Genomic DNA, 22,092 nt, shown 5'->3' with positions numbered 1-22,092 from the left:
CCTCGTATTACGGTGGCTTCAATGACCCAATTCCGAACCCTCGATGACGTCGATGTCAAAGGCAAGCGCGTGCTGCTGCGCGTCGATCTCAACGTGCCCATGGAGAATGGCCACGTCACCGACGCCACGCGCCTGGAGCGCGTCGCGCCGACCATCAACGAGATGGCGACCAAGGGCGGCAAGGTCATCCTGCTCGCGCATTTCGGCCGGCCGAAGGGCCGCGACGCCAAGGACTCGCTGAAGCCCGTCGCGGCGGCGCTGTCGCAAGTGATCAAGCGCCCGGTCGCCTTCGCCGATGATTGCATCGGCGAGCCGGCGGCAAACGCGATCGCCGCGATGAAAGACGGCGATGTGCTGTGCCTTGAGAACACCCGCTTCCACAAAGAGGAAGAGAAGAACGATCCGGCCTTCGTCGCCGAGCTCGCCAAGCTCGGTGACATCTGGGTCAACGACGCGTTCTCGGCCGCGCACCGCGCCCACGCCTCGACTGAGGGCCTCGGCCACAAGCTGCCGGCCTATGCCGGCCGCACCATGCAGGCCGAGCTCGACGCGCTCGAGAAGGCGCTGGGCCGGCCCGCCAAGCCGGTGATCGCGATCGTCGGCGGCGCCAAAGTCTCGACCAAGATCGACCTCCTGGAGAACCTCGTCACCAAGGTCGACGCGCTCGTCATCGGCGGCGGCATGGCCAACACCTTCCTGCATGCGCAGGGCGTGCAGATCGGCAAGTCGCTGGCCGAGAAGGATCTCGCCGCCACCGCACTGCGGATCATGGACAAGGCGGAGGCGTCGAACTGCGCCATCATCCTGCCCGTCGACGCCACCGTGTCGTTCCACTTCGCGGCCAACTCGCCGTCGTTCGCCTACGGCCTCGACGCGATCCCGCCTGACAGCATGATCCTCGACGTCGGCCCGCAATCGACCGCGCGCATCCATGCCGCGATCGATGACGCCGCGACCCTGGTCTGGAACGGTCCGGTCGGCGCCTTCGAGCTGACGCCATTCGACCGAGGCACGATGGTCGCCGCCAAGCACGCGGCGGAGCGCACCAAGGCCAAGAAGCTGATCTCGGTGGCCGGCGGCGGCGACACCGTCGCGGCCCTCAACCAGGCCGGCGTGGCCGGCGATTTCAGCTACGTCTCGACCGCAGGCGGCGCCTTCCTCGAATGGATGGAAGGCAAGCCGCTGCCCGGCGTTGAGGTGCTGAAAGCCTGAGACTCTGAGCTTGTCGGCCATGGATGTTTCTGTTATGTTCCACCCATGGCCGAGACCCCGACAGACGCTGTCCAGCAGATCCTGATCAAGATCCAGGAGAGCATCGTTGCGCTCCGAGCGGAGTTTCGATCGGAGCTCGGCTCGTTTAGAGAATCGACAGAAAAGCGGCTCGACGCCCTGGAGACTTTAATCCGCAAACAGCGCCGCGATTCCGCTGGCATGCTGGTGATGATGCGCGCCGCGGCGAGTGATTTCGACGAGCGGGTCAGCGCGGTTGAAGAGCGCATGGCGGCTCTCGAAGCCAGGAAGAGCTGAACTGCCAAGACCAGCGCTCGCCCCCATGGCGTTGTCAGCCGACAGAATACGCTCTCGCTGCTAACCTAAACAACGCCCAAGCACTTGCTTGTCCCGGCTGCGTCGCCGCCACCCTTGGATTCCGTTCACCACCGCGTTATGCACGGTGCAGCGATTTCGAGGCGTGCGTCAGCCGCCGCACGGTCCAATTCTTCATCAGGGAGTTCCAGCCATGGCTCGTATTACGTTGCGTCAATTGCTCGATCACGCGGCGGAGCACGATTACGGCGTCCCGGCCTTCAACATCAACAACATGGAACAGGCGCTGGCCATCATGGAAGCGGCGAGCTCGACGGAGTCGCCGGTCATCATCCAGGCCTCGCGCGGCGCCCGCGCCTATGCCAACGACGTCATGCTCAAGCACATGATGGACGCGCTGACCGAGATCTATCCGCAGATCCCGATTTGCGTGCATCTCGACCACGGCAACGAGCCGGCGACCTGCATGACCGCGATCCAGTCCGGCTTCACCTCGGTGATGATGGACGGCTCGCTGAAGGCCGACGGCAAGACCCCCGGCGACTGGGAGTACAATGTCGGCGTCACCAGGACCGTGACGACGATGGCGCATCTCGGCGGCATCTCGGTCGAGGGCGAGCTCGGCGTGCTCGGCTCGCTCGAGACCGGCATGGGCGACAAGGAAGACGGCCACGGCGCCGAGGGCAAGCTGTCGCACGACCAGCTGCTGACCAATCCCGACGAGGCCGTGAAGTTCGTTCAGGAGACCAAGGTCGACGCGCTCGCGATCGCCATGGGCACCTCGCATGGCGCCTACAAGTTCACGCGCAAGCCGGACGGCGACATCCTCGCCATGAACGTGATCGAGGAGATCCACCGCAAGCTGCCGAACACGCATCTCGTGATGCACGGCTCATCGTCGGTGCCGCAGGACCTGCAGGAGATCATCAACTCCTTCGGCGGCAAGATGAAGCCGACCTGGGGCGTGCCGGTCGCCGAGATTCAGCGCGGCATCAAGAACGGTGTGCGCAAGATCAACATCGACACCGACAACCGCATGGCGATGACCGGCCAGATCCGCAAGGTGCTGTCGCAGCACCCGGAAGAGTTCGATCCGCGCAAGTACCTGAAGCCGGCGATGGAAGCGATGACCAAGCTCTGCAAGCAGCGCTTCGAGGAGTTCAACACCGCGGGCCAAGCCGGCAAGATCAAGCGCGTATTGACCACCGCGGAAATGGCCAAGCGCTACGCCAAGGGCGAGCTCGATCCAAAGGTGGCGTGAGCGCATCGCTCGCGCCACTCGCATCGTTCGCGCATGCATCGTTGAGAGTCGCGGTCGTCGCCGCAACGGCAGTGAGCTCCCCTCCCCCTTGCGGGGAGGGGTCGGGGGTGGGGGTCCCCGAGTCGGACTATCAGTAATGGGTTCGATGTTGCGCTTAGGTCCATCGGGCTCCGATGAGTGGTATTGAGGCGTGATCGTACTTCGCGAGCATTCGACGGTTGGACCGCTGAGGATTCTCGTCGCATCTCACTGAATTCAGCGCCCGGAGTCCCCCACCCCCGACCCCTCCCCGCAAGGGGGAGGGGAGCAGACCGCCGCGGAGGTGAGAGATTGCGTAAATAAGCAACCTCTCCTTCACCTCTCCGAGAGGCTGCCTTACCTGCGGCCAATGTTTGCTCGGCAACCGCCCGAGAACCGTCTATTTTGATGGGCAGGGCAGGTGTCTGGAGCCACGCATGAATCTCTCCGCACTGAACACCACCGCCCTTGCCATGGTCGCGCCCGGCAAGGGTATCCTCGCCGCCGATGAATCGACGGGGACGATCAAGAAGCGCTTCGATGCCATCCACGTCGAGTCGACCGAGCAGAGCCGTCGCGACTATCGCGAGATGCTGTTTCGCAGCGAGGGCATGGCCTCGATCTCCGGCGTCATTCTCTATGACGAGACGATCCGCCAGGAGGCCGCCGACGGCACACCGCTAGTCGAGCTGATCAAGCGCGCCGGCAGCATTCCCGGCATCAAGGTCGACGAGGGCACCCAGCCGCTGCCCGCCTGCCCGGGCGAGACTGTCACGGTCGGCCTCGACCGGCTTGCGGATCGGCTGCAAGCGTACTACGCGCTAGGCGCGCGCTTCGCCAAATGGCGGGCCGTGATCGAGATCGACAAGGACACGCTGCCTTCGATGACCGCCGTTCATGTCAATGCACATGCGCTCGGCCGCTACGCGGCGCTGTGCCAGGCCGCCGGTCTCGTGCCGATCGTCGAGCCCGAGGTGCTAATGGACGGCGATCACACCGTCGATCGCTGCTTCGATGTCTCGCGCCGCGTTCTGAACGAGGTGTTCGGTGAACTGCGCCTGCAAAGGGTCGCGCTGGAAGGCATGATCCTGAAGCCCAACATGGTGGTCTCCGGCCAGAAATGCCCCGAGCAGGCCGACGTGGCAGAAGTGGCGGAAAAGACCATCCGGCTGCTCAAGGAGTGCGTGCCCACAGCGGTGCCCGGGATCGCCTTCCTGTCCGGTGGACAGACCGAGGCGCAGGCCACGGCCCATCTCGATGCGATGAACCGGCGGGATCCGTTGCCGTGGAAGCTCACCTTCTCCTATGGCCGCGCGCTGCAGGCCGCGCCTCAGCGCGCCTGGTCGGGCAAGGCCGAGAATGCCTCCGCGGGCCAGCGCGCCTTCACCCACCGCGCCCGCATGAACGCGAAGGCGAGCCTCGGCCAATGGACGCCGGCGCTCGAGCACGAGGCTGCATAAGTGACCGCCAAGACCACATCCGCGCGGCCCGAGCCGCGCCTCTATCTCGCGACGCCCGTCGTCACCGACGCGGCGGCCCTTGCCGCCAGCCTGCCGGCGATCCTCGCCAGCGCCGACGTGGCCGCGGTGCTGGTGCGGCTGAAGGAGAGTGACCCCCGCAGCATGATCACGACGGTCAAGGCGCTGGCGCCCGCGATCCAGGGCACCGGCGCTGCCCTGCTGATCGACGGCCATCCCGACATTGTCGCCCGCGCCGGGGCGGATGGGGCACATCTGACCGGCATCGCCGCCCTGGAGGAGGCCTTGCCGGGTCTGAAGCCGGACCGCATCGCCGGCGGCGGCGGCCTGTCGACGCGGCATGATTCGATGCGCGCGGGCGAGCTCGGCGCCGATTACGTGCTGTTCGGCGAGCGCGATGCGCACGGCCGGCGGCCGTCGCCGGATGCGGTCAACGAGCGGCTGGCCTGGTGGGCCGAGCTGTTCGAGCCGCCCTGCGTCGGCTACGCGATCTCGCTGAAGGAAGCCGCCGATTTCGTCGCGGCCGGAGCGGACTTCGTGCTGGTCGACGACCTCGTCTGGAACGACGCCCGCGGGCCTGCCGCGGCGCTGGCCGAGATCGGCACCGTGATCCGGAACGCCCATGCGGCCGCGCCGGTCGCCGTGGCCGGGCAGAGCTGACCGCCGCCCATGACGAAGCTGCGCCTGAAATGTCTTGTTGCTGCGTTCGCGGTAGCGACGACGGGCGCACATGCGCAGATCTCGCTGACGCCTCCCGCGGTTCAGCAGCCCGCCGAAAAGCCCAAGCCGGCCGAGCGCCCCGCCGACAAGGCCGCGGAGAAGCCGAAGCCGCCGGCGCCGGCCCCTGCCGCGAAAAAGGCGAGCCCCGCCCCTGCCCCGTCGGCCAAGCCGGCCGCGCCTACGCCGGCCGCCACGGCGCAGCCATCCGCCAATGACCCGAACGTCGATGTCGTCTACGGCGCCTATCAGCGCGGCCAGTACAAAACCGCCTTCGACCTCGCCACGCCGCGCGCGCAGGCTGGCGATCCCAAGGCGATGGCGATGCTCGGCCAGCTCTATGAGAATGCCCAGGGCATCCGCCGCGACTATGAGAAGGCGGCGATCTGGTACAAGCGCGCCGCCGAGGCCGGTGACCGCGAGGCGATGTTCGCGCTGGCGATGATGCGGCTGGCGGGACGCGGCGGCCCGGTCGACAAGCCGGAAGCGGTCAAGCTGCTGGCCTCCGCAGCGAAGCTCGGCGAGCCCAAGGCGGCGTATAACCTGGCGCTGCTCTATCTCGACGGCCAGACCCTGCCGCAGGACCTGAAGCGCTCGGCCGAGCTGCTGCGCATGGCGGCGGATGCCGGCAATCCGGAGGCGCAATATGCGCTGGCAACCTTCTACAAGGAAGGAACCGGCGTTCCGCAGGACCTCGAAAAGGCCGCCCGCCTGCTGCAGGCGGCAGCGATCGCTGACAATGTCGACGCCGAAGTCGAATATGCCATCGCGCTGTTCAACGGCACCGGCGTCCCGAAGAACCAGCCGGCGGCCATCGCGCTGCTGCGACGGGCGGCCCGTCAGAACAGCCCGGTGGCCCAGAACCGGCTGGCCTGGGTGCTGCTGTATGGAATCGCGACCCAGATGGACAAGGTCGAGGCCTACAAATGGCACCTGGTGGCTAAGACCGCCGGCAAGGGCGACCCCAAGCTCGACGAGAAATTCGCCGACATGCCGCCCGAGGACCGCGCCAAGGGCGAGCAGGCCGCCAAGCGCTGGCTCGGCACCATCAAGTGATCCGCCGCTTCCGGCCTTGACGCGGCCGCCCCTTCAGGGCACCCACAGCCACCCCATTTTCATCCGCCTCCGCCCCCCGCTACCGGCAAGGCGCGCACCGCAAGGTGCGACCAGACCAGCGCATCGAGCACATGATTCATTCCGCCCTCATCAATGTCATGGTCAAGGCCGCGCGCCGCGCCGGCCGCAACCTCAAGCGCGACCTCGGCGAGATCGAGCACCTCCAGGTGTCGCTGAAGGGACCCGCCAATTTCGTCTCGCGCGCCGACAAGAAGGCCGAGGAGATGCTGTACGAGGACCTCTCCAAGGCGCGTCCCGGCTATGGTTTTCTCGGCGAGGAAGGCGGCAAGCGCGAAGGCAGCGACAAGTCGCACACCTGGATCGTCGATCCGCTCGACGGCACCACCAACTTCCTGCACGGCATCCCGCAATTCGCGATCTCCATCGCGCTCCAGCGCGAGGACACCGTGATCGCCGGCGTGATCTACAATCCGGCCAATGACGAGCTGTACATCGCCGAGCGCGGCAAGGGCGCGTTCCTCAACGACCAGCGGCTGCGCGTCGCCGCGCGCAAGCAGCTGCATGAATGCGTCATCGCCTGCGGCCTGCCGCATATCGGCCGCGGCGACCACCAGCTGTTCCTGCGCGAGATGACCTCGCTGCAGGTCAAGGTCGCAGGCCTGCGCCGCTTCGGCGCCGCCTCGCTCGACCTCGCCTTCGTCGCCGCCGGCCGCTTCGACGCCTATTGGGAACGCGACCTGCAGCCCTGGGACATCGCCGCCGGCATGATCATGGTGCGCGAGGCCGGCGGCACCGTGTCGGGCATCGACGGCAAGGAAGATGCGCTGGCGACGGGGCACGTCGTGTGCGGCAATGAGATCATTCACCGCGAGATGGTGAAGGTGCTGAAGGCCGCGGGTTAGCTCGATTCGGCGACGGCCAGGATCGGCCTGGAATCGATCCGCGGACGAAATGCTGCGCCGGTGAGGGATCCCACAAGATGGTGCATGGAGTCGCCAGTTCGGTGGTGTCCGCGAGCATTGCGGCCGCTTTCTGCTTCCTTGGCTCGGCACTCGCTCAAGGTCAGGATATTCTTCAAAGACCGACCGAAACTTGGCGCCCGCCGGACGGCACCTATGCCGCCCCTGACAACAATTTCGACGAGGTATGTGGCGAGTTCGGAGATTTCATCCTCGAACTCTCCAAAAAGGCCATCTTGAGCAATGAGCGAATTTGCAAGATCGCCAAGCTCACGGATACGGCGCCCGGCGCGATCCGATTGAGCCTCATCTGTGACGACTACAATCTGGCTATCTCGCTTGGCGATCCTCATCCTTACGAACGCAAATTCAGGGAAGTCATGCTGCTGAAGAGGATCGACACAAACACATTGTCGGTTCGCAAGACTCTCTACGGCAAGTTTACTGCCCCGGCTTGGCAGGCCTTATATTGCCCGGAGGAAAAGCAACGCTGGTACCGCGACGCCCGGGAGCGGGCCAAATCCGAGGCGCGAAAAGCCGCGCCACGATGAATGTCCTATAGCTACCTGCGCCCGCTGATGAACGCCTGCGGCGTCGCGCCGGGCAAGGCCGGCGAGTTGATGTCGCTGTCGACGCGGTCGGACGACTGGCCGGCATAGCTGAAGCCGAGCGACAGGCTGATGTTGGACGTCGGCTTGAATTCGACACCGCCATTGATGGCGTAAGCGGGCGTCGAGCTCGAGCGGCCATCGAAGGTCGCGAACGGGCCGCCGAGACCGGGATTGTATTTCAAGGTGTCGAAGCCGCCGTAGAAGCTGACGCCGCTCTTGAAGGTGTAGCCGTATTGCGCGCCTTCGGTGGTGTAAGACCCCAGCCCGCCGTAGCGGTTGGCGATGTTGGAGGCCAGGCCGACGCCCGAGAGCGCCGCCCAATTGTTCGTCACGCTGTAGCTTCGCGCAAAGAAGCCGCTGTTGCTGCCAGTCGTCGTAAACCCCGGGACATTGCTGTAGGAGTCGAGGCTCTGCACGACGCCGGGATCGGTGCTGAAGCCGATCGGCCAGCTTGGCAGCCAGTATTTGACAGGACCGGATTGGGCGAGAGCCGCATGGCCGCCGAAGCAGAGGCCAGCGAGCGCGAAGGCAAGAGCAGATTTGCGAGAGAGCATCGACATGCCGTACCCGTTACATGTCGGCGGAGCATACATGCGTCGCCTCGGGAACTCCAGTGACGCGGATTGAAGCACCATGTCGCGGCACCCGCGGTGCGCTCCCCTCCCCCTTGCGGGGAGGGGTCGGGGGTGGGGGTCCGCGAACCCCGAATGTCGTGGAAGGCACACATCTTCGTGCGCCAACGGAAGAGCAGACGGGTCCGTTCTCGCTCACCCGGATCGAGTGCCCGTGTGATGGAAATGGATTTCATCACATCGAGCGGAATTCGGAGACCCCCACCCCCGACCCCTCCCCGCAAGGGGGAGGGGAGCGCACCGATCGCATGGCGAGATCGTGGCTCAATCGGCCGAGCGAGCTATTGCGATCGTAATCAGCTACGACTTCACCGGCGCCGGCGGCCCATATGCCTCGCGCTCTGCCGCTGGCGCCTTCTCCCGATCGCCCGCCAGCACGCGCTGCACCGAGACGAAGAACACCGGCACCATCAAGAGCGCCAGGATCACCACCGCGATCATGCCGCCCATCACGTTGGTGCCGAGCGCCTGCTGGCTAGCGCCGCCGGCGCCTGTGGCCATCGACATCGGCAGCACGCCGCAGACGAAGGCGAGGCCGGTCATGATGATCGGACGGAAGCGCAGCGAGCACGCCTCGACGGTCGCCTCGACCAGCGGCTTGCCATGGGCGCGCAGATCCTTGGCGAACTCGATGATCAGGATCGCGTCCTTGGCGGCGAGGCCGATGATCGTGATCAGCGCCACCGTGAAGTAGACGTCGTTCGAGAGCCCGCGCAGATTGGCCGCCACCACGGCGCCGAGAATGCCGAGCGGCACGGTGAGCAGCACCGCGAGCGGAATCGTCCAGCTCTCATACAGCGCGGCGAGGCAGAGGAACACGACCAGCGCCGACAGGCCGAGCAGTAGCGGCGCCTGCGAGCCCGACAGCTTCTCCTGCAGCGACTGTCCGGTCCATTCATAGCCGAAGCCGCGCGGCAGCTTGGCCGCCAGGCGCTCCATCTCGTTGAGCGCATCGCCCGAGGTGAAGCCTGGCTTCGCCTCGCCGGAGATGCGGATGGCCGGATAGTAGTTGAAGCCCGCGATTTGGGTGGGTCCCTTGGCCCACTGGATGGTCGCGAACGACGAGAACGGCACCAGCTGGCCCTTGGCGTTCTTGACGCTGTAGTTGAGGATGTCGTCCGCATTCATGCGGCTGATGCGGTCGGCCTGCACCACGACGCGCTGCATGCGGCCGCGATTGGGGAAATCGTTCACGTAGTTCGAGCCGAGATTGGTCGAGATCGTGTTGTTGATGTCCTCGAAGGTGACGCCGAAGGCGCCGGCCTTCTCGCGGTCGATCATCAGATTGACCTGAGGTCCCTGCGGCAGGCCCTCGACATAGACCTTCTGCAGCACCGGGCTGGCATTGGCTTCCGCGATCAGCTGGTCCGCAGCCGCAACGAGCGCGGTGTAGCCCTTCTGGCCGCGGTCCTGCAGGCGGAAGCTGAAGCCGGAGGAGTTGCCGAGATTGTCGATCGGCGGCGGCTGCAGCGCGGTGATCTTGGCATCGCGCAGCGAGGCGAGATCGCGGTTGATGTCGGCGACCAGCGCCGCGGCGCTGTCGTGCTTGCCGCGCTCGGACCAGTCCTTCAGCGAGATGAAGGCCTGCGCGGTGTTGACGCCCTGGCCGGCATAGCTGAAGCCGGTGAGGAAGGTGACGTCCTCGATGCCGTCGCGCTTGGCCAAGTACTTCTCGACCGCCTCGACGGCGGCTTGAGTCCGCGCGTAGGATGAATCCGCCGGCGTCTGCACGTCGGTGGTGATGAAGCCCTGGTCGTCGACCGGCAGGAAGCCGCCGGGCAACTGGATGAAGGCGTAGCTGAGACCGGCCAGGAAGATCGCGTAGATCAGCATCAGCCGTCCGGTCCGGCGCAGGCCGCCGCGCACGACGCCGACATAGCGGTTGCGGCTGCCGTCCATGAAGCGGTTGAACCAGCCGAACACGCCCCTCTTCGCATGACCGTGCCCGGCCTGGACCGGTTTGAGAAGCGTCGCGCACAGCGCCGGGGTCAGCGACAGCGCGAGCAGCGCGGAGAAGCCGATCGCCGCGACCATGGTGACCGAAAACTGCCGGTAGATGATGCCGACCGAGCCGGGGAAGAACGCCATCGGCACAAACACGGCCATTAGGACGAGCGTGATGCCGATGATGGCGCCGGTGATCTGGCCCATCGCCTTGCGCGTGGCCTCCTTCGGCGACAGCCCCTCCTCGGTCATGATGCGCTCGACGTTCTCGACCACGACGATGGCGTCGTCGACGAGGATACCGACCGCGAGCACCATGCCGAACATCGTCAGCATGTTGATGGAGTAGCCGACCAGCATCAGCGTCGCGCAGGTGCCGAGCAGCGCCACGGGCACGACGATGGTCGGGATGATGGTGTAACGGATGTTCTGCAGGAACAGGAACATCACGACGAACACCAGCACGACCGCTTCGACCAGGGTCATCAGCACGCGCTTGATCGAGGCCTTCACGACGGGCGTGATGTCGTAGGGGATCTCGTAGGCGATGTTCGAGGGGAAAAAGCGCGACAGCTCCTTCATCTTGGCCTCGACCGCACTCGCGGTCGCCAGCGCGTTGCCGGTCGGCGACAGCAGCACGGAGAGACCCGCGGTCGGCTTGCCATTGAGGCGGGTGTTGAACTGATAGCTGAGGCCGCCGATCTCGATGCGCGCGACGTCGCGCAGCCGCACGGTGGAGCCGTCGGCATTGGCGCGCAGGATGATCGCGCCGAACTCGTCCGGCGAATCGAGCTGGCCCTTGACCAGCACCAGCGCCGAGGTGCGCTGCACGGTCGTGGCCGGCTCGGCGCCGATGCTGCCGGAGGCGACCTGCGCGTTCTGCGCGCCGATCGCCTTGGTGACATCGTCGGCGGTCAGGCCGTAGCCGATCAGCTTGGCCGGATCGAGCCAGACCCGCAGCGAGCGCTCGGTCGAATACAGCGTGGCGCGGCCGACGCCGGGGATACGGCGGATTTCACCGAGCACGTTGCGGATCATGAAGTCGCCGAGGCCGACCTCGTCGAGGCTGCCGTCCGTCGACTGCAGGGTGATGATCTGCAGCACCGCGGCCGAGGCCTCCTCGACCAGGATGCCCTGCTGGATGACTGCGCGCGGCAGCCGCGCCTCGACGCGCTTGAGGCGGTTCTGCACCTCGACCGAGGCGTCGTTGGTCGACGTTCCCGGGACGAAGTTGGCGGTGATCTCGACCTGCCCCAGCGAGTCGCTGGTCGATTCGAAGTTGAGGATGCCGGAGGCGCCGTTGAGCTCCTCCTCGATCAGCCGCGTCACGCTGTTGTAGAGATTTTCAGGCGAGGCGCCGGGATAGCTAGTGGAGATCGAGATCGAGGGCGGCGCGATGATCGGATATTGCGCCACCGCCAGCAGCGGGATCGCGATCGCGCCGATCAGGCAAATGAACAGCGCGACGACCCAGGCGAAGATCGGCCTGTCGATGAAGAAACTCGGCATCGGGACTTACCGCGACGCTGATTTGGTTTCGAGCTGCGTCGCCGTGCTGACCTCTGTCCAGGCCTGCGGCGTGACCTTGTCGCCCGCGGCAAACTTCTGGAAACCGTCGACGACAACCTTGTCGCCGGCGCGCAGGCCGTCGGTGATCAGCACCAGGCCATCCTGCACCGGACCGGTGCGGATGGGCCGCGCGATCGCGCGGTTGTCGTCGCGGATCACATAGACCTCGGAGCCGCCGGCGGCATTGCGCTGCACGGCCTGCTGCGGCACGCCGACGGAATCGCTGTCGATGCCCTGCTCGATGCGGACGCGGACATACATGCCCGGCAACAGCTCGCGTTTGGGATTGGCAAACTCGCCGCGCAAGGTGACCTGGCCGGTCGCGGCATCGACCTTGGCGTCGGAGAACAGCAGCTTGCCCGGAATCGAATACGGCGTGCCGTCGTCGAGCACGAGGCGGACCTTGATCGCGTCGGGCGCGATCTGGTCGAGATCGCCGGACTCGAAGGCGCGGCGCAGGCGGTTGAGCTCGCTGACCGACTGGGTGAAGTCGGCATAGATCGGATCGAGCTGCTGGATCGTGACCAGCGAGGTCTCGTTCTGCACGGCGATCGCGCCCTCGCTGAGCTGGGCGGCGCCGACGATGCCGTCGATCGGCGCACGGACGGTCGCGTAGTCGAGATTGAGCTGGGCGCGCGCGAGATCGGCCTTGCGCGCCTCGATGTCGGCCGCGGCCTCGCGCTCCGAAGAAATCGCCTTTTCGTTCTCGACGGCCGGCGCCGCCCGCTCCTTGAACAGTTGCGCAATCCGGTTCGCCTGCTGCACGGCGCGCTCATGCACGGCTTCCGCCTTGGCGAGCGCGGCGCGGCTCGACATGATCTCGACCTCGAACGGCTTTTGATCCAGGCGATACAGCGGATCGCCGGCCTTCACCTCGCTGCCCTGGCGGAAGAGCCGCTCGACGATGATGCCGGACACGCGCGGCCGCACGTCGGAGACGCGGGTCGGCGCGATGCGGCCCGGCAGCTCGCGCACGATCGCGCGCGCCTTCTGCTCAACGGTGATGATGCCGACGTCGGGAACGGTGACCTGTTCGTTGGTGGACGCCTGAGCGGGCGTGGTTTCGTTGCAGCCGGCGAGCGGCATGGCCGCGACGAGGATCAATGCAGTGCCGAGCAGCGGCGCGCGAAAACGAGACATGGACGGTGGTGCCCCCTCGATCATGTTTGAAAACAGTCGACCGGATGACCGGGTGATGGCGCCATTCTGGTGCCGAGCGTGGCCGCACCATAAAAGCGCGCTGCTGCGACGCAATGCAGCAGTCGGGCGGCTGTATGTCACATCCGCTAAGGGACTGATTAACTGCGCGTTTTGACGACTCACTCAATTGTGAGCGGATTGTGGCGTGAGAGTTCCCACAGGTTCCGCAGAGCGAAACGCGAATCCCGCGCGGGGCCGCTGGTTCCCCGATCAAGTCACCGGCTGCAGGCGGTAATGGCTGATGCCCCATTCGCGGCCTTCATCGTGACCGAACAGGCCCGCGGTGGCGAGGAAGAACCAGCGCCAGCGACGCATCCACAAGGCGGTGTCATCGCCATAGACCGGCTGCAGCACCTCGAGGATGCGGTCGCGGTCGGCGTCGAAATTGGCGAGCCAGTCCCTGGCCGTGCGCTGATAATGCGTGCCACTCCAGCGCCACTCCTTCTCGACCGCGAACAGATCGCCGAACTGCCGGATCAAGGTGTGGCTCGGCATGATGCCGCCGGTGAAGAAGTGCTGTGCGATCCAATCCTCGCGATCGTTGCGATCAAACAGATAGGAGCCGGAGCGATGGGTAAAGATGTGTATGAACAGCCGACCGTCGGGCGTGAGCCATGAGCGCACGCGCGACAGCAGCTCGCGCCAGTTCATCATGTGCTCGAACATCTCGACCGAGACGACACGGTCGAAGCGCCCGTCGGGCGCGAATTGGTTCATGTCGGCGGTGATGACGCGCAGATTGAGCAGGCCGCGAGCCTGCGCCATCTCCTCGATCGCGCGGCGCTGCGAGTGCGAGTTCGACACCGCCGTGATTTTCGCGTGCGGGAACTGGCGGGCCATGAACAGCGACAGCGAGCCCCAGCCGCAGCCGAGCTCGAGAATGCTCTGGCCGTCCTGCAGATCGGCATTGGCCACCGTCTGCCGCAGCGCCTCCTCCTCGGCCTCCTGCAAGGTCGAGACCGGCTCCTTGTAGAAGCAGCAGGAGTATTTGCGGTTAGGACCGAGCACGCGGGCGAAGAACGCCGCCGGCACCTCGTAGTGCTGGGCATTCGCCGCATCCGTATGCTCGGCGACCGGGCGCGTCGTCAGCAGGCGGGCGAACTCCGCATCGCCCATCGCCTGCGGCCCTGCGAGCCGTGTGGCCGTGCGCGCGCAGAGTTCGTAGATCGCGGCGCGGATCACGGCGTCGGGGAGCGGCACGCGCTCGGCAGCGCCGATGATGGTCGAGATGAAGCTCATGCGGTGGCTCCGTTACTTGCCGGCGGGGTTCGGCGGGAGAGGAAAGAAGGCGCTGGTGCGCGCCTGATAGGCCCGGTAGCGGTCGCCGCGCGAGCGCAGCATCTGTTCCTCCAGCGGCGGGATGCCGGTGACGTGGACCAGGATGTAGTACATCAGCAGCGGGGCCAGCAGGCTGGCGAGCCCCCAGGGGTTGTCAGGTGACAACGCAATGACGGGGTAAGCGAGCCAGCACATCCACTCGAAAAAGTAGTTGGGATGGCGCGACCAGCGCCACAGGCCGGCATCGCAGACCTTGCCCTTGTTGGCCGGATCGGTGCGGAACGCCTTCAATTGGGCGTCGGCCAGCCCCTCGCCGGCGATGCCGATGAACAGCACGAGGATGCCGAGATAGTCTTGCAAGCGCAGCTCGGGGGCCGGAGCATGGGCCGCGACGAACATCGCGAACACCAGGGGAATCGCGCCCAAGGCCTGCTGCTGCAGGAACACGAACATCCGCCGTGGCGCCGCCTCGCCCCATTGCCGGGCGAACTCCGCGTAGCGCGGATCGTCGGTGATGCCGCGGCTGCGCACCGCAACATGGCCACCCAGCCGCAGCGACCAGACCGCCACCAGGATCGCGACCAGCCATTGCCGCGCGTGGGGTGTCGCCCCGCCCGCCGGCCAGATGGCGCCGACAGCGCCCACCAATCCGACGGAAAATGTCCAGATCGTGTCAACCCAGCCGGAATTCCCGGTGCGCTGCTGCACCACCCAGGCCAGGCTCATCAGCACAGACATCGCCACGGCCATGGCCAGGAGCGCCAGCAGATAATCAACGACGGTCATGACAAAGCCAGGGCGTTCCCGCTAGATATGAACCACGGGACTAACTACGCCGCGGACGCCCGCCGGTTTCAGCCAAAGTTCCGCGCAGGGGACGGGGATTGCGCCGATCGCGGCTTTTCTCCCGCCGCTGCTGTGCCATAGTGGAATTTCGGGACCGGTCCCCCCGCAACGGATGTCATCGACAATGCCTCAAGGCTCCCCTTCCCGCTCCGCGATGGACGTCGAACCGACCAAACTGTCCACGCCCCGGATCTTCCTGGTGCGGATGCTGGTCTTCCTGGTGCTGTGCGCCCTGGTCGGCGTCGTGCTCTACAAGCAGATCATCATGGCGTTCTTCGCCAATCCCGGGCTGAACGCGCTGATCGGAGCGGTGCTGCTGATCGGCGTCATCCTGGCGTTCCGCCAGGTGATCCGGCTCTATCCGGAAGTCTCCTGGGTGAATAATTTCCGCATCGCCGATCCCGGCCTGGCGGTGCACCGCCACCCGACCCTGCTGGCCCCCATGGCCGCCATCCTCGGCCGCGAGCGCACCGGGCGGATGTCGATCTCGCAGCAGACCATGCGGCATCTGCTCGACTCCATCGCCACCCGCCTCGACGAGGCCCGCGACATCTCCCGCTACATGACCGGACTGCTGGTGTTTCTCGGCCTGCTCGGCACCTTCTGGGGCCTGATCGAGACGGTGGGCTCGGTCGGCAAGGTCATCGACGGGCTCAAGGTCGGTGGCGATGCCGGCGCGCTGTTCGACACCCTCAAGGGCGGCCTCGCCGCGCCGCTCAGCGGCATGGGCATTTCGTTCTCGTCCTCGCTGTTCGGCCTCGCCGGATCGTTGATCCTGGGCTTCCTCGATTTGCAGTCCAGCCAGGCGCAGAACCGCTTCTATACCGACCTGGAGGACTGGCTCGCCGGCACGGTGCGGGAATATGGCGGCACCGGAGACACAGGCGCCGATCTTTCCGTGGCCATCGAGCGGCTCCGCACCGCCATGGAGGAAGGCTCCAACCGCGGCGCCACCGCCGCCATGGCCAACCTCGCCGAGGCGATCCAGGGCCTGGTCGCGCACATGCGCACCGAGCAGCAGATGATCCGCGAATGGGCCGACGGCCAGGGCGAGCAGAACCGCGAGATCAAGCGGCTCTTGGAGCGGCTGGCCCGGCAGACGGAGAAGAGCTAGCGCGTCCGCCGCGCTGGCTTCGAGTGACTTGAGGAGACGCTGAATGGCGCTTGCCCGTACCCGCCGGGGCGACTCCGGCCTGAACTACTGGCCGGGCTTCGTCGACGCGCTGTCGACGCTCGTGCTGTCGATCGTGTTCCTGCTGACCGTCTTCCTGGTGGTGCAGTTCTTCCTGTCGCAGGAGGTCACGGGCAAGGACAAGGCGCTGGAGCAGCTCAACGCCAAGATCGCGCAGCTCAACGAGATGCTGTCCTTGGAGAAGCTCGGCAAGCTGTCACTGGACGACCAGGTCGCGCAGCTGCGCGCCGGGCTGTCCAGCGCCGAGGCCGAGCGCGACCGGGTCAAGAGCCTGTACGACGGCCTCGCTAACGCCGGCAGCAATGCCACCGGCCGTGCCAACGAGCTCAACCGGGCCCTCGACTCCGAGAAGCAGGTCACGGCGCGGGCGCTGGCGCAGATCGAGGTGCTGAACCAGCAGATCAGCGCGCTGCGCCGCCAGCTCGCCGCGCTGGAGGACGCACTCGACGCCTCCGAGAAGCGCGACAAGGAATCCCAGAACCGCATCGCCGACCTCGGCTCGCGGCTGAACGTTGCGCTGGCGCAGCGGGTGCAGGAGCTGACGCGCTACCGCTCCGAGTTCTTCGGCCGGCTGCGCGCCATCCTCGGCAACCGTCCCGATATCCGCGTCGTCGGCGACCGCTTCGTGTTCCAGTCCGAGGTGTTCTTCGACACCGGGCAGGCAACGCTCTTGCCCGAGGGACAGCAGGAGCTGAACTCGGTGGCGACGGCGCTGATCGATCTCGACAAGCAGATCCCCGCCGAGATCTCCTGGGTGCTGCGCGTCGACGGCCACACCGACGTCAGGCCGATCAACAGCCCGGTGTTCAAGTCGAACTGGGAGCTGTCGTCGGCACGCGCGATCTCCGTGGTGCAATATATGATCTCGCTCGGCGTCCCCGCCCAGCGCCTCGTCGCCGCCGGCTTCGCCGAATTCCAGCCGCTGGATGCGGCGAATACCGAGGACGCGTTCCGCCGCAACCGCCGCATCGAATTGAAGCTGACGGAGCGGTGACGGCCGGCTTCACCCTGCGGCCGTATCGCGCCGAGGACGAGGACGCGGCGATCGCGCTGTGGCAGGCGACGTGGCAGCTCGCCTACCCCGCGATCGACTTCGCCGCGCGGGTGCCGTGGTGGCGCGAGCGCTGGCGCGACGAGCTGGTGCCGAAGGCTGAGGTGATCGTCGCCGAGGCGGAAGGCACGCTCGCCGGCTTCGTCACGATCGATGCGGCGGGCTATCTCGATCAGCTGGTCGTGTCACCGGAGCATTGGGGCTCGCCGCTGGCGACGCAATTAGTTGATGCCGCTAAGCGGCGATCCCCTGGCGGAATCACCCTGCTGGTGAACAAGGACAACACCCGCGCCATCCGCTTCTACCAGCGCAGCGGCTTCGTCGAGGCCGGCGAGGACGTCAATCCGACCTCCGGGCGGCCCGTGGTGCGCATGGCGTGGAGGCCGGAGGCCCGTTAGCCCGGCACGCAGCAACACCCACAACCGTCGTCCCGGACAACCGAGCGAAGCGAGGGCAGATCCGGGACCCATACTCCGCAGCAGAGGTGTTGCGAAGAACGACGTGGCGAGGTTCGTCGACCAAACATTCGACCGGGGTTATGGGTCCCGGCGTTCGCCGGGACGACACCGAGTGTGGGCCGAACTGCAACTACACGCCGCGAAACAGGACGCCGATGGTCAGCACCACGAAGGCGATCGCCAGCGCGTCGAAGGCGTGGGCGGCCGACAGCAGCGGCACCGAGGCGTGCATGTAGTGCGCGAGCATCGCGACGAGTGCGAGCACCAGCGCGATGGCGAAGATCACGAAAGACGGGGGCGTGAGGGCAAAGCTGCCGCGGCGATAGGGCATGGTCGTCCATCCTGTGCGAAGGGCGCCACAGCATGAATGGCGCCGTGAAGTTTCGCGCAGGGAACGTACAAGGCCGAAGAAAAGTTGCAGGGTCTGCGGCGCAAATTCGCAGTGTTGCCGGCCGCCCACAATGTGGCTGAAACTACACGCCCTCGAATTGCAGCCGCGCCAGACGCGCGTAGAGTCCGTTCGCCGCCACCAGCGACGTATGCGTGCCCTGCTCGACGATGCGGCCGCGGTCCATGACCAGGATGCGGTCGCAGGACAGCACGGTCGCGAGGCGATGCGCGATCACCAGCGTGGTGCGGTCCTTCATCAGGCCTTCGAGCGCGGTCTGCACCAGGGTCTCGCTCTCGGCGTCGAGTGCCGAGGTCGCCTCGTCCAGCAGCAGCAGCGGCGCATCGCGCAGGATCGCGCGCGCGATCGCGATCCGCTGGCGCTGGCCGCCCGACAGCGTCACGCCACGTTCGCCGAGCGGGGTGTCGAAGCCTTCCGGCAGGCGGCGGATGAACTCGCTGGCATGAGCCAGATCGGCGGCGCGCTCGACCTCGGCGTCGCTCGCCTCGGGCCGGCCAAAGCGGATGTTCTCGCGCGCGCTCGCCGCGAACACGACGGACTCCTGCGGCACCAGCGCCATGCGCTCGCGCACCTTGCGCGGGTCGGCCGCGCGCACCGGCACGCCATCGACGGAGATCGACCCCGAGGCCGGATCGTAGAACCGCAGCAGCAGATGAAACAGCGTGCTCTTGCCGGCGCCGGACGGACCGACGATCGCGACCTTCTCGCCGGCGCGGATGGAAAACGAGACCTCCTCGAGCACGCGGACGTCGGGACGGCTCGGATAGGCGAAACCGACATGATCGAAGCCGATGTCGCCGCGCGCCGGCTCCGGCAGCGCAAGCGGACGCGCCGGCGGCTTGATCTCGGGCTGCACGTGCAGCAGCTCGAACAGGCGCTCGGCCGCGCCGGAGGCGGCCGAGACCTCGCCCCAGACTTCCGAGAGCTGGCCGAGGCCGGCAGCGGCGAACGCTGCGTACAGCACGAACTGGCCGAGCCGGCCGGCGCTGATGTTGCCGGTCAGCACGTCGTGCGAGCCGACCCAGAGGATGGCGACCACGCTGGAGAACACGATGAAGATGATGATCGCGGTGAGCACGCCGCGCGCCTGCGTCGAGACGCGGGCGGCCTCATAGGCCTGCTCGACCTCGCCGCCGAACCGCCCGGCCGCGAGCTTCTCGCTGGTATAGGCCTGCACCGTCCTGATCGCACCGACCAGCTCGGAGGCATAGGCGGAGGCATCGGCGAGGGTGTCCTGCGCGTTGCGTGACAGCCGCCGCACCCAGCGGCCGAACGCGACCAGCGGCAGCACGATCAGCGGGATCGCCAGCAGCACGAACAGTGACAGTTTCGGGCTGGTGAACACCATCATCCCGGTCGCGCCGAGAAACAGCAGCAGGTTGCGCAGCGCGATCGAGACAGAGGCGCCGGCCGCCGATTTGATCTGGGTGGTGTCGGCCGTCAGGCGCGAGACCAGCTCGCCGGAGCGCGCGGAATCGAAGAAGGACGGCGACAGCGACATCAGATGCGCGAACACGTCGCGGCGGATGTCGGCGACGATGCGTTCGCCGATCGTCATCACGAGGTAGTAGCGGGCGGCGCTCGCCACCGCGAGCACGGCCACGACGGCGATCATGACGCTGAAGTAGCTGTTGATGAGCTCGATGCCCTTCGGCGTGAACCCGAAGTCGATCATACGGCGGACGGCGACCGGCACCAGGAGCGTGGTCAGCGCGGCAACCGTCAGCGCGATCAGCGCCAGCACGGCGCGGCCCCGATAGCGCATGATATAGGGGGCGAGCGCGAGCAGCGGTCGCAGCTTGGAGCGACGGACCGGGCTTGCCGGTTCGGCCAGCGCCTCGACGGCCGCGACGGCATCTCCGACCGGATCCTGCCCGGCAGCATTATGCCGTTCGTCAAGCCGTTCCACTGCGCTCATGGGCCACCTGAGAATTCTTCCAAATACCGGTTCTTCGTCCAGATAGGCCTTCCGGGCCGGAGTTTGCAAATCCGGAAACGTACCAAGGTGCTCATCCATGAGCTTGGCTTGTTTTGGGCGGGACCTTGGGCTATAGAGCGCGCCAATTGTCCCCCTTCAGTGACGACAGGATCAGGCGCGGCCGCGCGAGGTCATGTCTTCGCATTGCCCTAGGATGAAGCCATGAAAGCCGACATTCACCCGAATTATCATACGATTACGGTCGTGATGACCGACGGCACCGAGTACCAGACCCGCTCGACCTGGGGCAAAGAGGGCGACAAGCTCAACCTCGACATCGACCCGAAGTCGCACCCGGCCTGGACGGGCGGCACCCAGCAGATCATGGACCGCGGCGGCCGCGTCTCGCGCTTCCAGAAGAAGTTCCAGGGCTTCCTCAAGAAGGATTGATCCTTGCGCCGTGGCGCCGGCCTTTGGCCCCCGCCCGACGGATGGCAGACAGCAAAACGCCCCCGGAAACGGGGGCGTTTTTGTTTCTGGTCCGCTGGCGGATCGGGAGGAGCGGCCCGGATCGACCAAGCCGCCCGGAGCCGGGCTTACTGCTCGAAAGCGGCCTTCAGCCGGTTCAGATGCGGCACCAGGGGATTGCCGATCGCGCTCTGGTCCGGCGGCGGCGAATGGATGGTCGAGTCCAGGCGGCGGACCCGGGTCTGCAGGCTCATCGAGCGGGCGATCAGGTCCTGCAGCTGCTGCGGCAGCTTCTCCAGCATATCGTCCGGGCCCGGATCGGCGGCGGTCAGCTTGACCTTGGTCTTTTCGCGGTTGGCCTGGCTCAGGGTCATCTCGCCCTCCTTCACCGCGCGGTGAAGAAGCAGCCATGAAGCGAGTTGCATCAGCCGCGTGGTGAGCCGCATGCTCTCCGTCGCGTAGGTCAGGCTGACGGCGCGGTCGAGCGCCTTGGCCTCGTTGCGGCCGTCACCGTCGAGATAGGCAGCGGTCTCCTCGACCAGATCCATGCCTTCCCGGAACAGCGCGCCGAATGCAGCTGAGTTGGTGAGCCGCTCATTGAACTGAACAAGAGCGCCATCGCCCAGCAAACGGTCCGACATGGTTAACGCCTCTTAAACGCGACTGGTTACGCAATCCGGCAACCGCGCCGGTATGATGAACAAATCATTGCGCGGCCGCTTTCGAGAGTCCAGCAGCAACGCCGTTTATGGTTTCCACGGCGTGGGACATGCCGTGCCCTCGTACCACTTGCAGCTGTGATGCGGCTGATCAGGCCGATTTGCTGCGCTTGCGCTATTAGCAGACATGATCGCGGCAATAGTTTGCGGTAACCGGACGATCCTCATCATCCACATTGCGCTGCACAGGATTGTTAGCTCGGTCCTGCCGCTGCTCGCGCAAGCGACGTTCTTCAAGCACGGCGTCTGGGCATCGTTCCAGGCGCGCCGGCCGAGCATCCGCGACGGGCCGATCGCGAGCGCGCAAAAAAAGAGCCGCCGTTGCCGGCGGCTTTGAAGTTGATAACAGGGAGGCGTCAAACAGAGTGGACAGGAGCCACTCGGTGTCCAAACGAGGACAGTTCCGGTTGTAAACCCGAAAGCTTAATCAACCGTAAATGGCGAAAATTTTTCAAACTTCGTTAGCCATGTCGGCCACTGGCCGACCGTGTTTCTACGTGGCGACTGCCTTACGATTTGAAGATGCTGGCGGCTGCGTCGCGCGAGGCACGCTTCCTGGCGACCGCCTGCTCGATCCGTTCGATCTCCCCGCGCAGCAGCGCCACCCGGCTGGTCAGCTCCTCGACCGAGAGCATCGACAGATCCTGCCCGATCTCGTGCGAAACGGCCTTTTTCGGCCGGTCGTCATCGTCATTTGCCATCTGGTCCTCTCCCGGTTGCCAGCCATGCCCCGGCTGGCTTA

Annotated in this window: 22 protein-coding genes; 13 read left to right on the top strand and 9 right to left on the bottom strand. The window is 66.1% G+C overall.

Translation table 11 applies throughout. The annotated features are described in order from the left end of the window. Positions 1-21 precede the first annotated feature (21 nt). The 8 genes from ACQR0Z_RS04330 to ACQR0Z_RS04295 all read left to right on the top strand — a co-directional run bounded on the left by ACQR0Z_RS04330 (position 22) and on the right by ACQR0Z_RS04295 (position 7,606). The gene (locus ACQR0Z_RS04330) at positions 22-1,212 is read left to right on the top strand and encodes a phosphoglycerate kinase (RefSeq protein WP_434917784.1); all 1,191 of its coding nucleotides are present in this window, start codon (positions 22-24) and stop codon (positions 1,210-1,212) included. Positions 1,213-1,257: 45 nt separating this feature from the next. Continuing rightward, a complete protein-coding gene (locus ACQR0Z_RS04325) occupies positions 1,258-1,527 on the top strand; it encodes a hypothetical protein (RefSeq protein WP_434917783.1) in 270 nt (89 codons plus the stop codon). A gap of 211 nt (positions 1,528-1,738) precedes the next feature. Beyond that, entirely contained in the window at positions 1,739-2,806 is a 1,068-nt protein-coding gene (gene fba / locus ACQR0Z_RS04320) for a class II fructose-bisphosphate aldolase (RefSeq protein ID WP_434856232.1), read from the top strand. Positions 2,807-3,261: 455 nt separating this feature from the next. Next, positions 3,262-4,284, top strand: a complete 1,023-nt coding sequence (locus tag ACQR0Z_RS04315) for a class I fructose-bisphosphate aldolase (RefSeq protein WP_434917782.1) — start codon at positions 3,262-3,264, stop codon at positions 4,282-4,284. Continuing rightward, positions 4,285-4,962, top strand: a complete 678-nt coding sequence (locus ACQR0Z_RS04310) for a thiamine phosphate synthase (protein WP_434917781.1) — start codon at positions 4,285-4,287, stop codon at positions 4,960-4,962. A gap of 9 nt (positions 4,963-4,971) precedes the next feature. Further along, positions 4,972-6,075: a tetratricopeptide repeat protein gene (locus ACQR0Z_RS04305; RefSeq protein WP_434917780.1), complete on the top strand. Its 1,104-nt coding sequence runs from the start codon at positions 4,972-4,974 to the stop codon at positions 6,073-6,075. Positions 6,076-6,206: 131 nt separating this feature from the next. Further along, positions 6,207-6,998: an inositol monophosphatase family protein gene (locus ACQR0Z_RS04300; RefSeq protein ID WP_434856236.1), complete on the top strand. Its 792-nt coding sequence runs from the start codon at positions 6,207-6,209 to the stop codon at positions 6,996-6,998. A gap of 77 nt (positions 6,999-7,075) precedes the next feature. Then, the gene (locus tag ACQR0Z_RS04295; protein WP_434917779.1) at positions 7,076-7,606 is read left to right on the top strand and encodes a hypothetical protein; all 531 of its coding nucleotides are present in this window, start codon (positions 7,076-7,078) and stop codon (positions 7,604-7,606) included. 11 nt (positions 7,607-7,617) lie between these two features. Here ACQR0Z_RS04295 and ACQR0Z_RS04290 read toward each other — a convergent pair whose 3' ends face one another. The 5 genes from ACQR0Z_RS04290 to ACQR0Z_RS04270 form a co-directional block, all read right to left on the bottom strand. Then, complete coding sequence (locus ACQR0Z_RS04290) at positions 7,618-8,226, bottom strand: outer membrane protein (RefSeq protein ID WP_434917778.1); 609 nt, start codon at positions 8,224-8,226, stop codon at positions 7,618-7,620. Positions 8,227-8,598: 372 nt separating this feature from the next. After that, the gene (locus tag ACQR0Z_RS04285; RefSeq protein WP_434856239.1) at positions 8,599-11,751 is read right to left on the bottom strand and encodes a multidrug efflux RND transporter permease subunit; all 3,153 of its coding nucleotides are present in this window, start codon (positions 11,749-11,751) and stop codon (positions 8,599-8,601) included. Positions 11,752-11,757: 6 nt separating this feature from the next. Continuing rightward, positions 11,758-12,951 (bottom strand): efflux RND transporter periplasmic adaptor subunit, encoded by a 1,194-nt coding sequence (locus tag ACQR0Z_RS04280; protein ID WP_434917777.1) that lies wholly within the window; start codon positions 12,949-12,951, stop codon positions 11,758-11,760. A gap of 270 nt (positions 12,952-13,221) precedes the next feature. Next, complete coding sequence (locus tag ACQR0Z_RS04275; protein ID WP_434917776.1) at positions 13,222-14,250, bottom strand: SAM-dependent methyltransferase; 1,029 nt, start codon at positions 14,248-14,250, stop codon at positions 13,222-13,224. Positions 14,251-14,262: 12 nt separating this feature from the next. After that, a complete protein-coding gene (locus tag ACQR0Z_RS04270) occupies positions 14,263-15,075 on the bottom strand; it encodes a DUF1295 domain-containing protein (RefSeq protein WP_434917775.1) in 813 nt (270 codons plus the stop codon). A 184-nt stretch (positions 15,076-15,259) separates the two neighbouring features. Between ACQR0Z_RS04270 and ACQR0Z_RS04265 the strand changes: the two genes are divergently transcribed. Genes ACQR0Z_RS04265 through ACQR0Z_RS04255 form a run of 3 tightly spaced genes read left to right on the top strand, consistent with a single transcriptional unit; the run spans position 15,260 to position 17,776 of the window. After that, positions 15,260-16,249, top strand: coding sequence for a flagellar motor protein MotA (locus ACQR0Z_RS04265; protein ID WP_434856243.1), 990 nt, complete (start codon positions 15,260-15,262; stop codon positions 16,247-16,249). Between the two features lie 43 nt (positions 16,250-16,292). Then, positions 16,293-17,321, top strand: a complete 1,029-nt coding sequence (locus ACQR0Z_RS04260) for a peptidoglycan -binding protein (protein WP_434856244.1) — start codon at positions 16,293-16,295, stop codon at positions 17,319-17,321. Next, on the top strand, positions 17,318-17,776 hold the full coding sequence (locus ACQR0Z_RS04255; RefSeq protein WP_434917774.1) for a GNAT family N-acetyltransferase: 459 nt from the start codon (positions 17,318-17,320) through the stop codon (positions 17,774-17,776). Before ACQR0Z_RS04260 ends, ACQR0Z_RS04255 begins: the two co-directional genes overlap by 4 nt. 190 nt (positions 17,777-17,966) lie before the next feature. Here the strand turns inward: ACQR0Z_RS04255 and ACQR0Z_RS04250 are convergent, their stop codons facing one another. Together ACQR0Z_RS04250 and ACQR0Z_RS04245 are read right to left on the bottom strand one after the other, a co-directional pair. Further along, positions 17,967-18,167 carry a hypothetical protein gene (locus ACQR0Z_RS04250; protein WP_006614616.1) on the bottom strand — a complete coding sequence of 67 codons (201 nt, stop codon included), beginning with the start codon at positions 18,165-18,167 and terminating at the stop codon, positions 17,967-17,969. 142 nt (positions 18,168-18,309) lie between these two features. After that, positions 18,310-20,163 carry an ABC transporter ATP-binding protein/permease gene (locus tag ACQR0Z_RS04245; protein ID WP_434917773.1) on the bottom strand — a complete coding sequence of 618 codons (1,854 nt, stop codon included), beginning with the start codon at positions 20,161-20,163 and terminating at the stop codon, positions 18,310-18,312. 222 nt (positions 20,164-20,385) lie between these two features. On the opposite strand from ACQR0Z_RS04245, the gene rpmE reads away from it, so the two are divergent. Then, on the top strand, positions 20,386-20,613 hold the full coding sequence (gene rpmE / locus ACQR0Z_RS04240) for a 50S ribosomal protein L31 (protein WP_012046762.1): 228 nt from the start codon (positions 20,386-20,388) through the stop codon (positions 20,611-20,613). Between the two features lie 146 nt (positions 20,614-20,759). On the opposite strand, the gene ACQR0Z_RS04235 is transcribed toward rpmE, so the two are convergent. After that, the gene (locus tag ACQR0Z_RS04235) at positions 20,760-21,272 is read right to left on the bottom strand and encodes a DUF1465 family protein (RefSeq protein WP_434856247.1); all 513 of its coding nucleotides are present in this window, start codon (positions 21,270-21,272) and stop codon (positions 20,760-20,762) included. 205 nt (positions 21,273-21,477) lie between these two features. On the opposite strand from ACQR0Z_RS04235, the gene ACQR0Z_RS04230 reads away from it, so the two are divergent. Next, on the top strand, positions 21,478-21,687 hold the full coding sequence (locus ACQR0Z_RS04230) for a hypothetical protein (RefSeq protein ID WP_434856248.1): 210 nt from the start codon (positions 21,478-21,480) through the stop codon (positions 21,685-21,687). Positions 21,688-21,859: 172 nt separating this feature from the next. Here ACQR0Z_RS04230 and ACQR0Z_RS04225 read toward each other — a convergent pair whose 3' ends face one another. Then, entirely contained in the window at positions 21,860-22,051 is a 192-nt protein-coding gene (locus ACQR0Z_RS04225) for a DUF1192 domain-containing protein (RefSeq protein WP_434856249.1), read from the bottom strand. Positions 22,052-22,092: the final 41 nt, after the last annotated feature.

Origin of the sequence: Bradyrhizobium sp. HKCCYLS3077, from assembly GCF_051167555.1 — a bacterium.
Lineage (GTDB): Bacteria > Pseudomonadota > Alphaproteobacteria > Rhizobiales > Xanthobacteraceae > Bradyrhizobium.
Note: the sequence above shows the minus strand (reverse complement) of the source record. Positions and strands in the feature narration are given on the sequence as shown.

What these genes read in the sequence shown, in the direction of transcription:
- ACQR0Z_RS04305 (WP_434917780.1), top strand. Translation starts at nt 4,972, where the DNA reads ATGACGAAGCTGCGCCTGAAATGTCTTGTTGCTGCGTTCGCGGTAGCG.
- ACQR0Z_RS04300 (WP_434856236.1), top strand. Translation starts at nt 6,207, where the DNA reads ATGATTCATTCCGCCCTCATCAATGTCATGGTCAAGGCCGCGCGCCGC.
- fba (WP_434856232.1), top strand. Translation starts at nt 1,739, where the DNA reads ATGGCTCGTATTACGTTGCGTCAATTGCTCGATCACGCGGCGGAGCAC.
- ACQR0Z_RS04245 (WP_434917773.1), bottom strand. Translation starts at nt 20,163, where the DNA reads ATGAGCGCAGTGGAACGGCTTGACGAACGGCATAATGCTGCCGGGCAG.
- ACQR0Z_RS04230 (WP_434856248.1), top strand. Translation starts at nt 21,478, where the DNA reads ATGATCGCGGCAATAGTTTGCGGTAACCGGACGATCCTCATCATCCAC.
- ACQR0Z_RS04280 (WP_434917777.1), bottom strand. Translation starts at nt 12,951, where the DNA reads ATGTCTCGTTTTCGCGCGCCGCTGCTCGGCACTGCATTGATCCTCGTC.
- ACQR0Z_RS04225 (WP_434856249.1), bottom strand. Translation starts at nt 22,051, where the DNA reads ATGGCAAATGACGATGACGACCGGCCGAAAAAGGCCGTTTCGCACGAG.
- rpmE (WP_012046762.1), top strand. Translation starts at nt 20,386, where the DNA reads ATGAAAGCCGACATTCACCCGAATTATCATACGATTACGGTCGTGATG.
- ACQR0Z_RS04290 (WP_434917778.1), bottom strand. Translation starts at nt 8,226, where the DNA reads ATGTCGATGCTCTCTCGCAAATCTGCTCTTGCCTTCGCGCTCGCTGGC.
- ACQR0Z_RS04260 (WP_434856244.1), top strand. Translation starts at nt 16,293, where the DNA reads ATGGCGCTTGCCCGTACCCGCCGGGGCGACTCCGGCCTGAACTACTGG.
- ACQR0Z_RS04275 (WP_434917776.1), bottom strand. Translation starts at nt 14,250, where the DNA reads ATGAGCTTCATCTCGACCATCATCGGCGCTGCCGAGCGCGTGCCGCTC.
- ACQR0Z_RS04265 (WP_434856243.1), top strand. Translation starts at nt 15,260, where the DNA reads ATGCCTCAAGGCTCCCCTTCCCGCTCCGCGATGGACGTCGAACCGACC.
- ACQR0Z_RS04285 (WP_434856239.1), bottom strand. Translation starts at nt 11,751, where the DNA reads ATGCCGAGTTTCTTCATCGACAGGCCGATCTTCGCCTGGGTCGTCGCG.
- ACQR0Z_RS04315 (WP_434917782.1), top strand. Translation starts at nt 3,262, where the DNA reads ATGAATCTCTCCGCACTGAACACCACCGCCCTTGCCATGGTCGCGCCC.
- ACQR0Z_RS04325 (WP_434917783.1), top strand. Translation starts at nt 1,258, where the DNA reads ATGGCCGAGACCCCGACAGACGCTGTCCAGCAGATCCTGATCAAGATC.
- ACQR0Z_RS04235 (WP_434856247.1), bottom strand. Translation starts at nt 21,272, where the DNA reads ATGTCGGACCGTTTGCTGGGCGATGGCGCTCTTGTTCAGTTCAATGAG.
- ACQR0Z_RS04295 (WP_434917779.1), top strand. Translation starts at nt 7,076, where the DNA reads ATGGTGCATGGAGTCGCCAGTTCGGTGGTGTCCGCGAGCATTGCGGCC.
- ACQR0Z_RS04330 (WP_434917784.1), top strand. Translation starts at nt 22, where the DNA reads ATGACCCAATTCCGAACCCTCGATGACGTCGATGTCAAAGGCAAGCGC.
- ACQR0Z_RS04270 (WP_434917775.1), bottom strand. Translation starts at nt 15,075, where the DNA reads ATGACCGTCGTTGATTATCTGCTGGCGCTCCTGGCCATGGCCGTGGCG.
- ACQR0Z_RS04250 (WP_006614616.1), bottom strand. Translation starts at nt 18,167, where the DNA reads ATGCCCTATCGCCGCGGCAGCTTTGCCCTCACGCCCCCGTCTTTCGTG.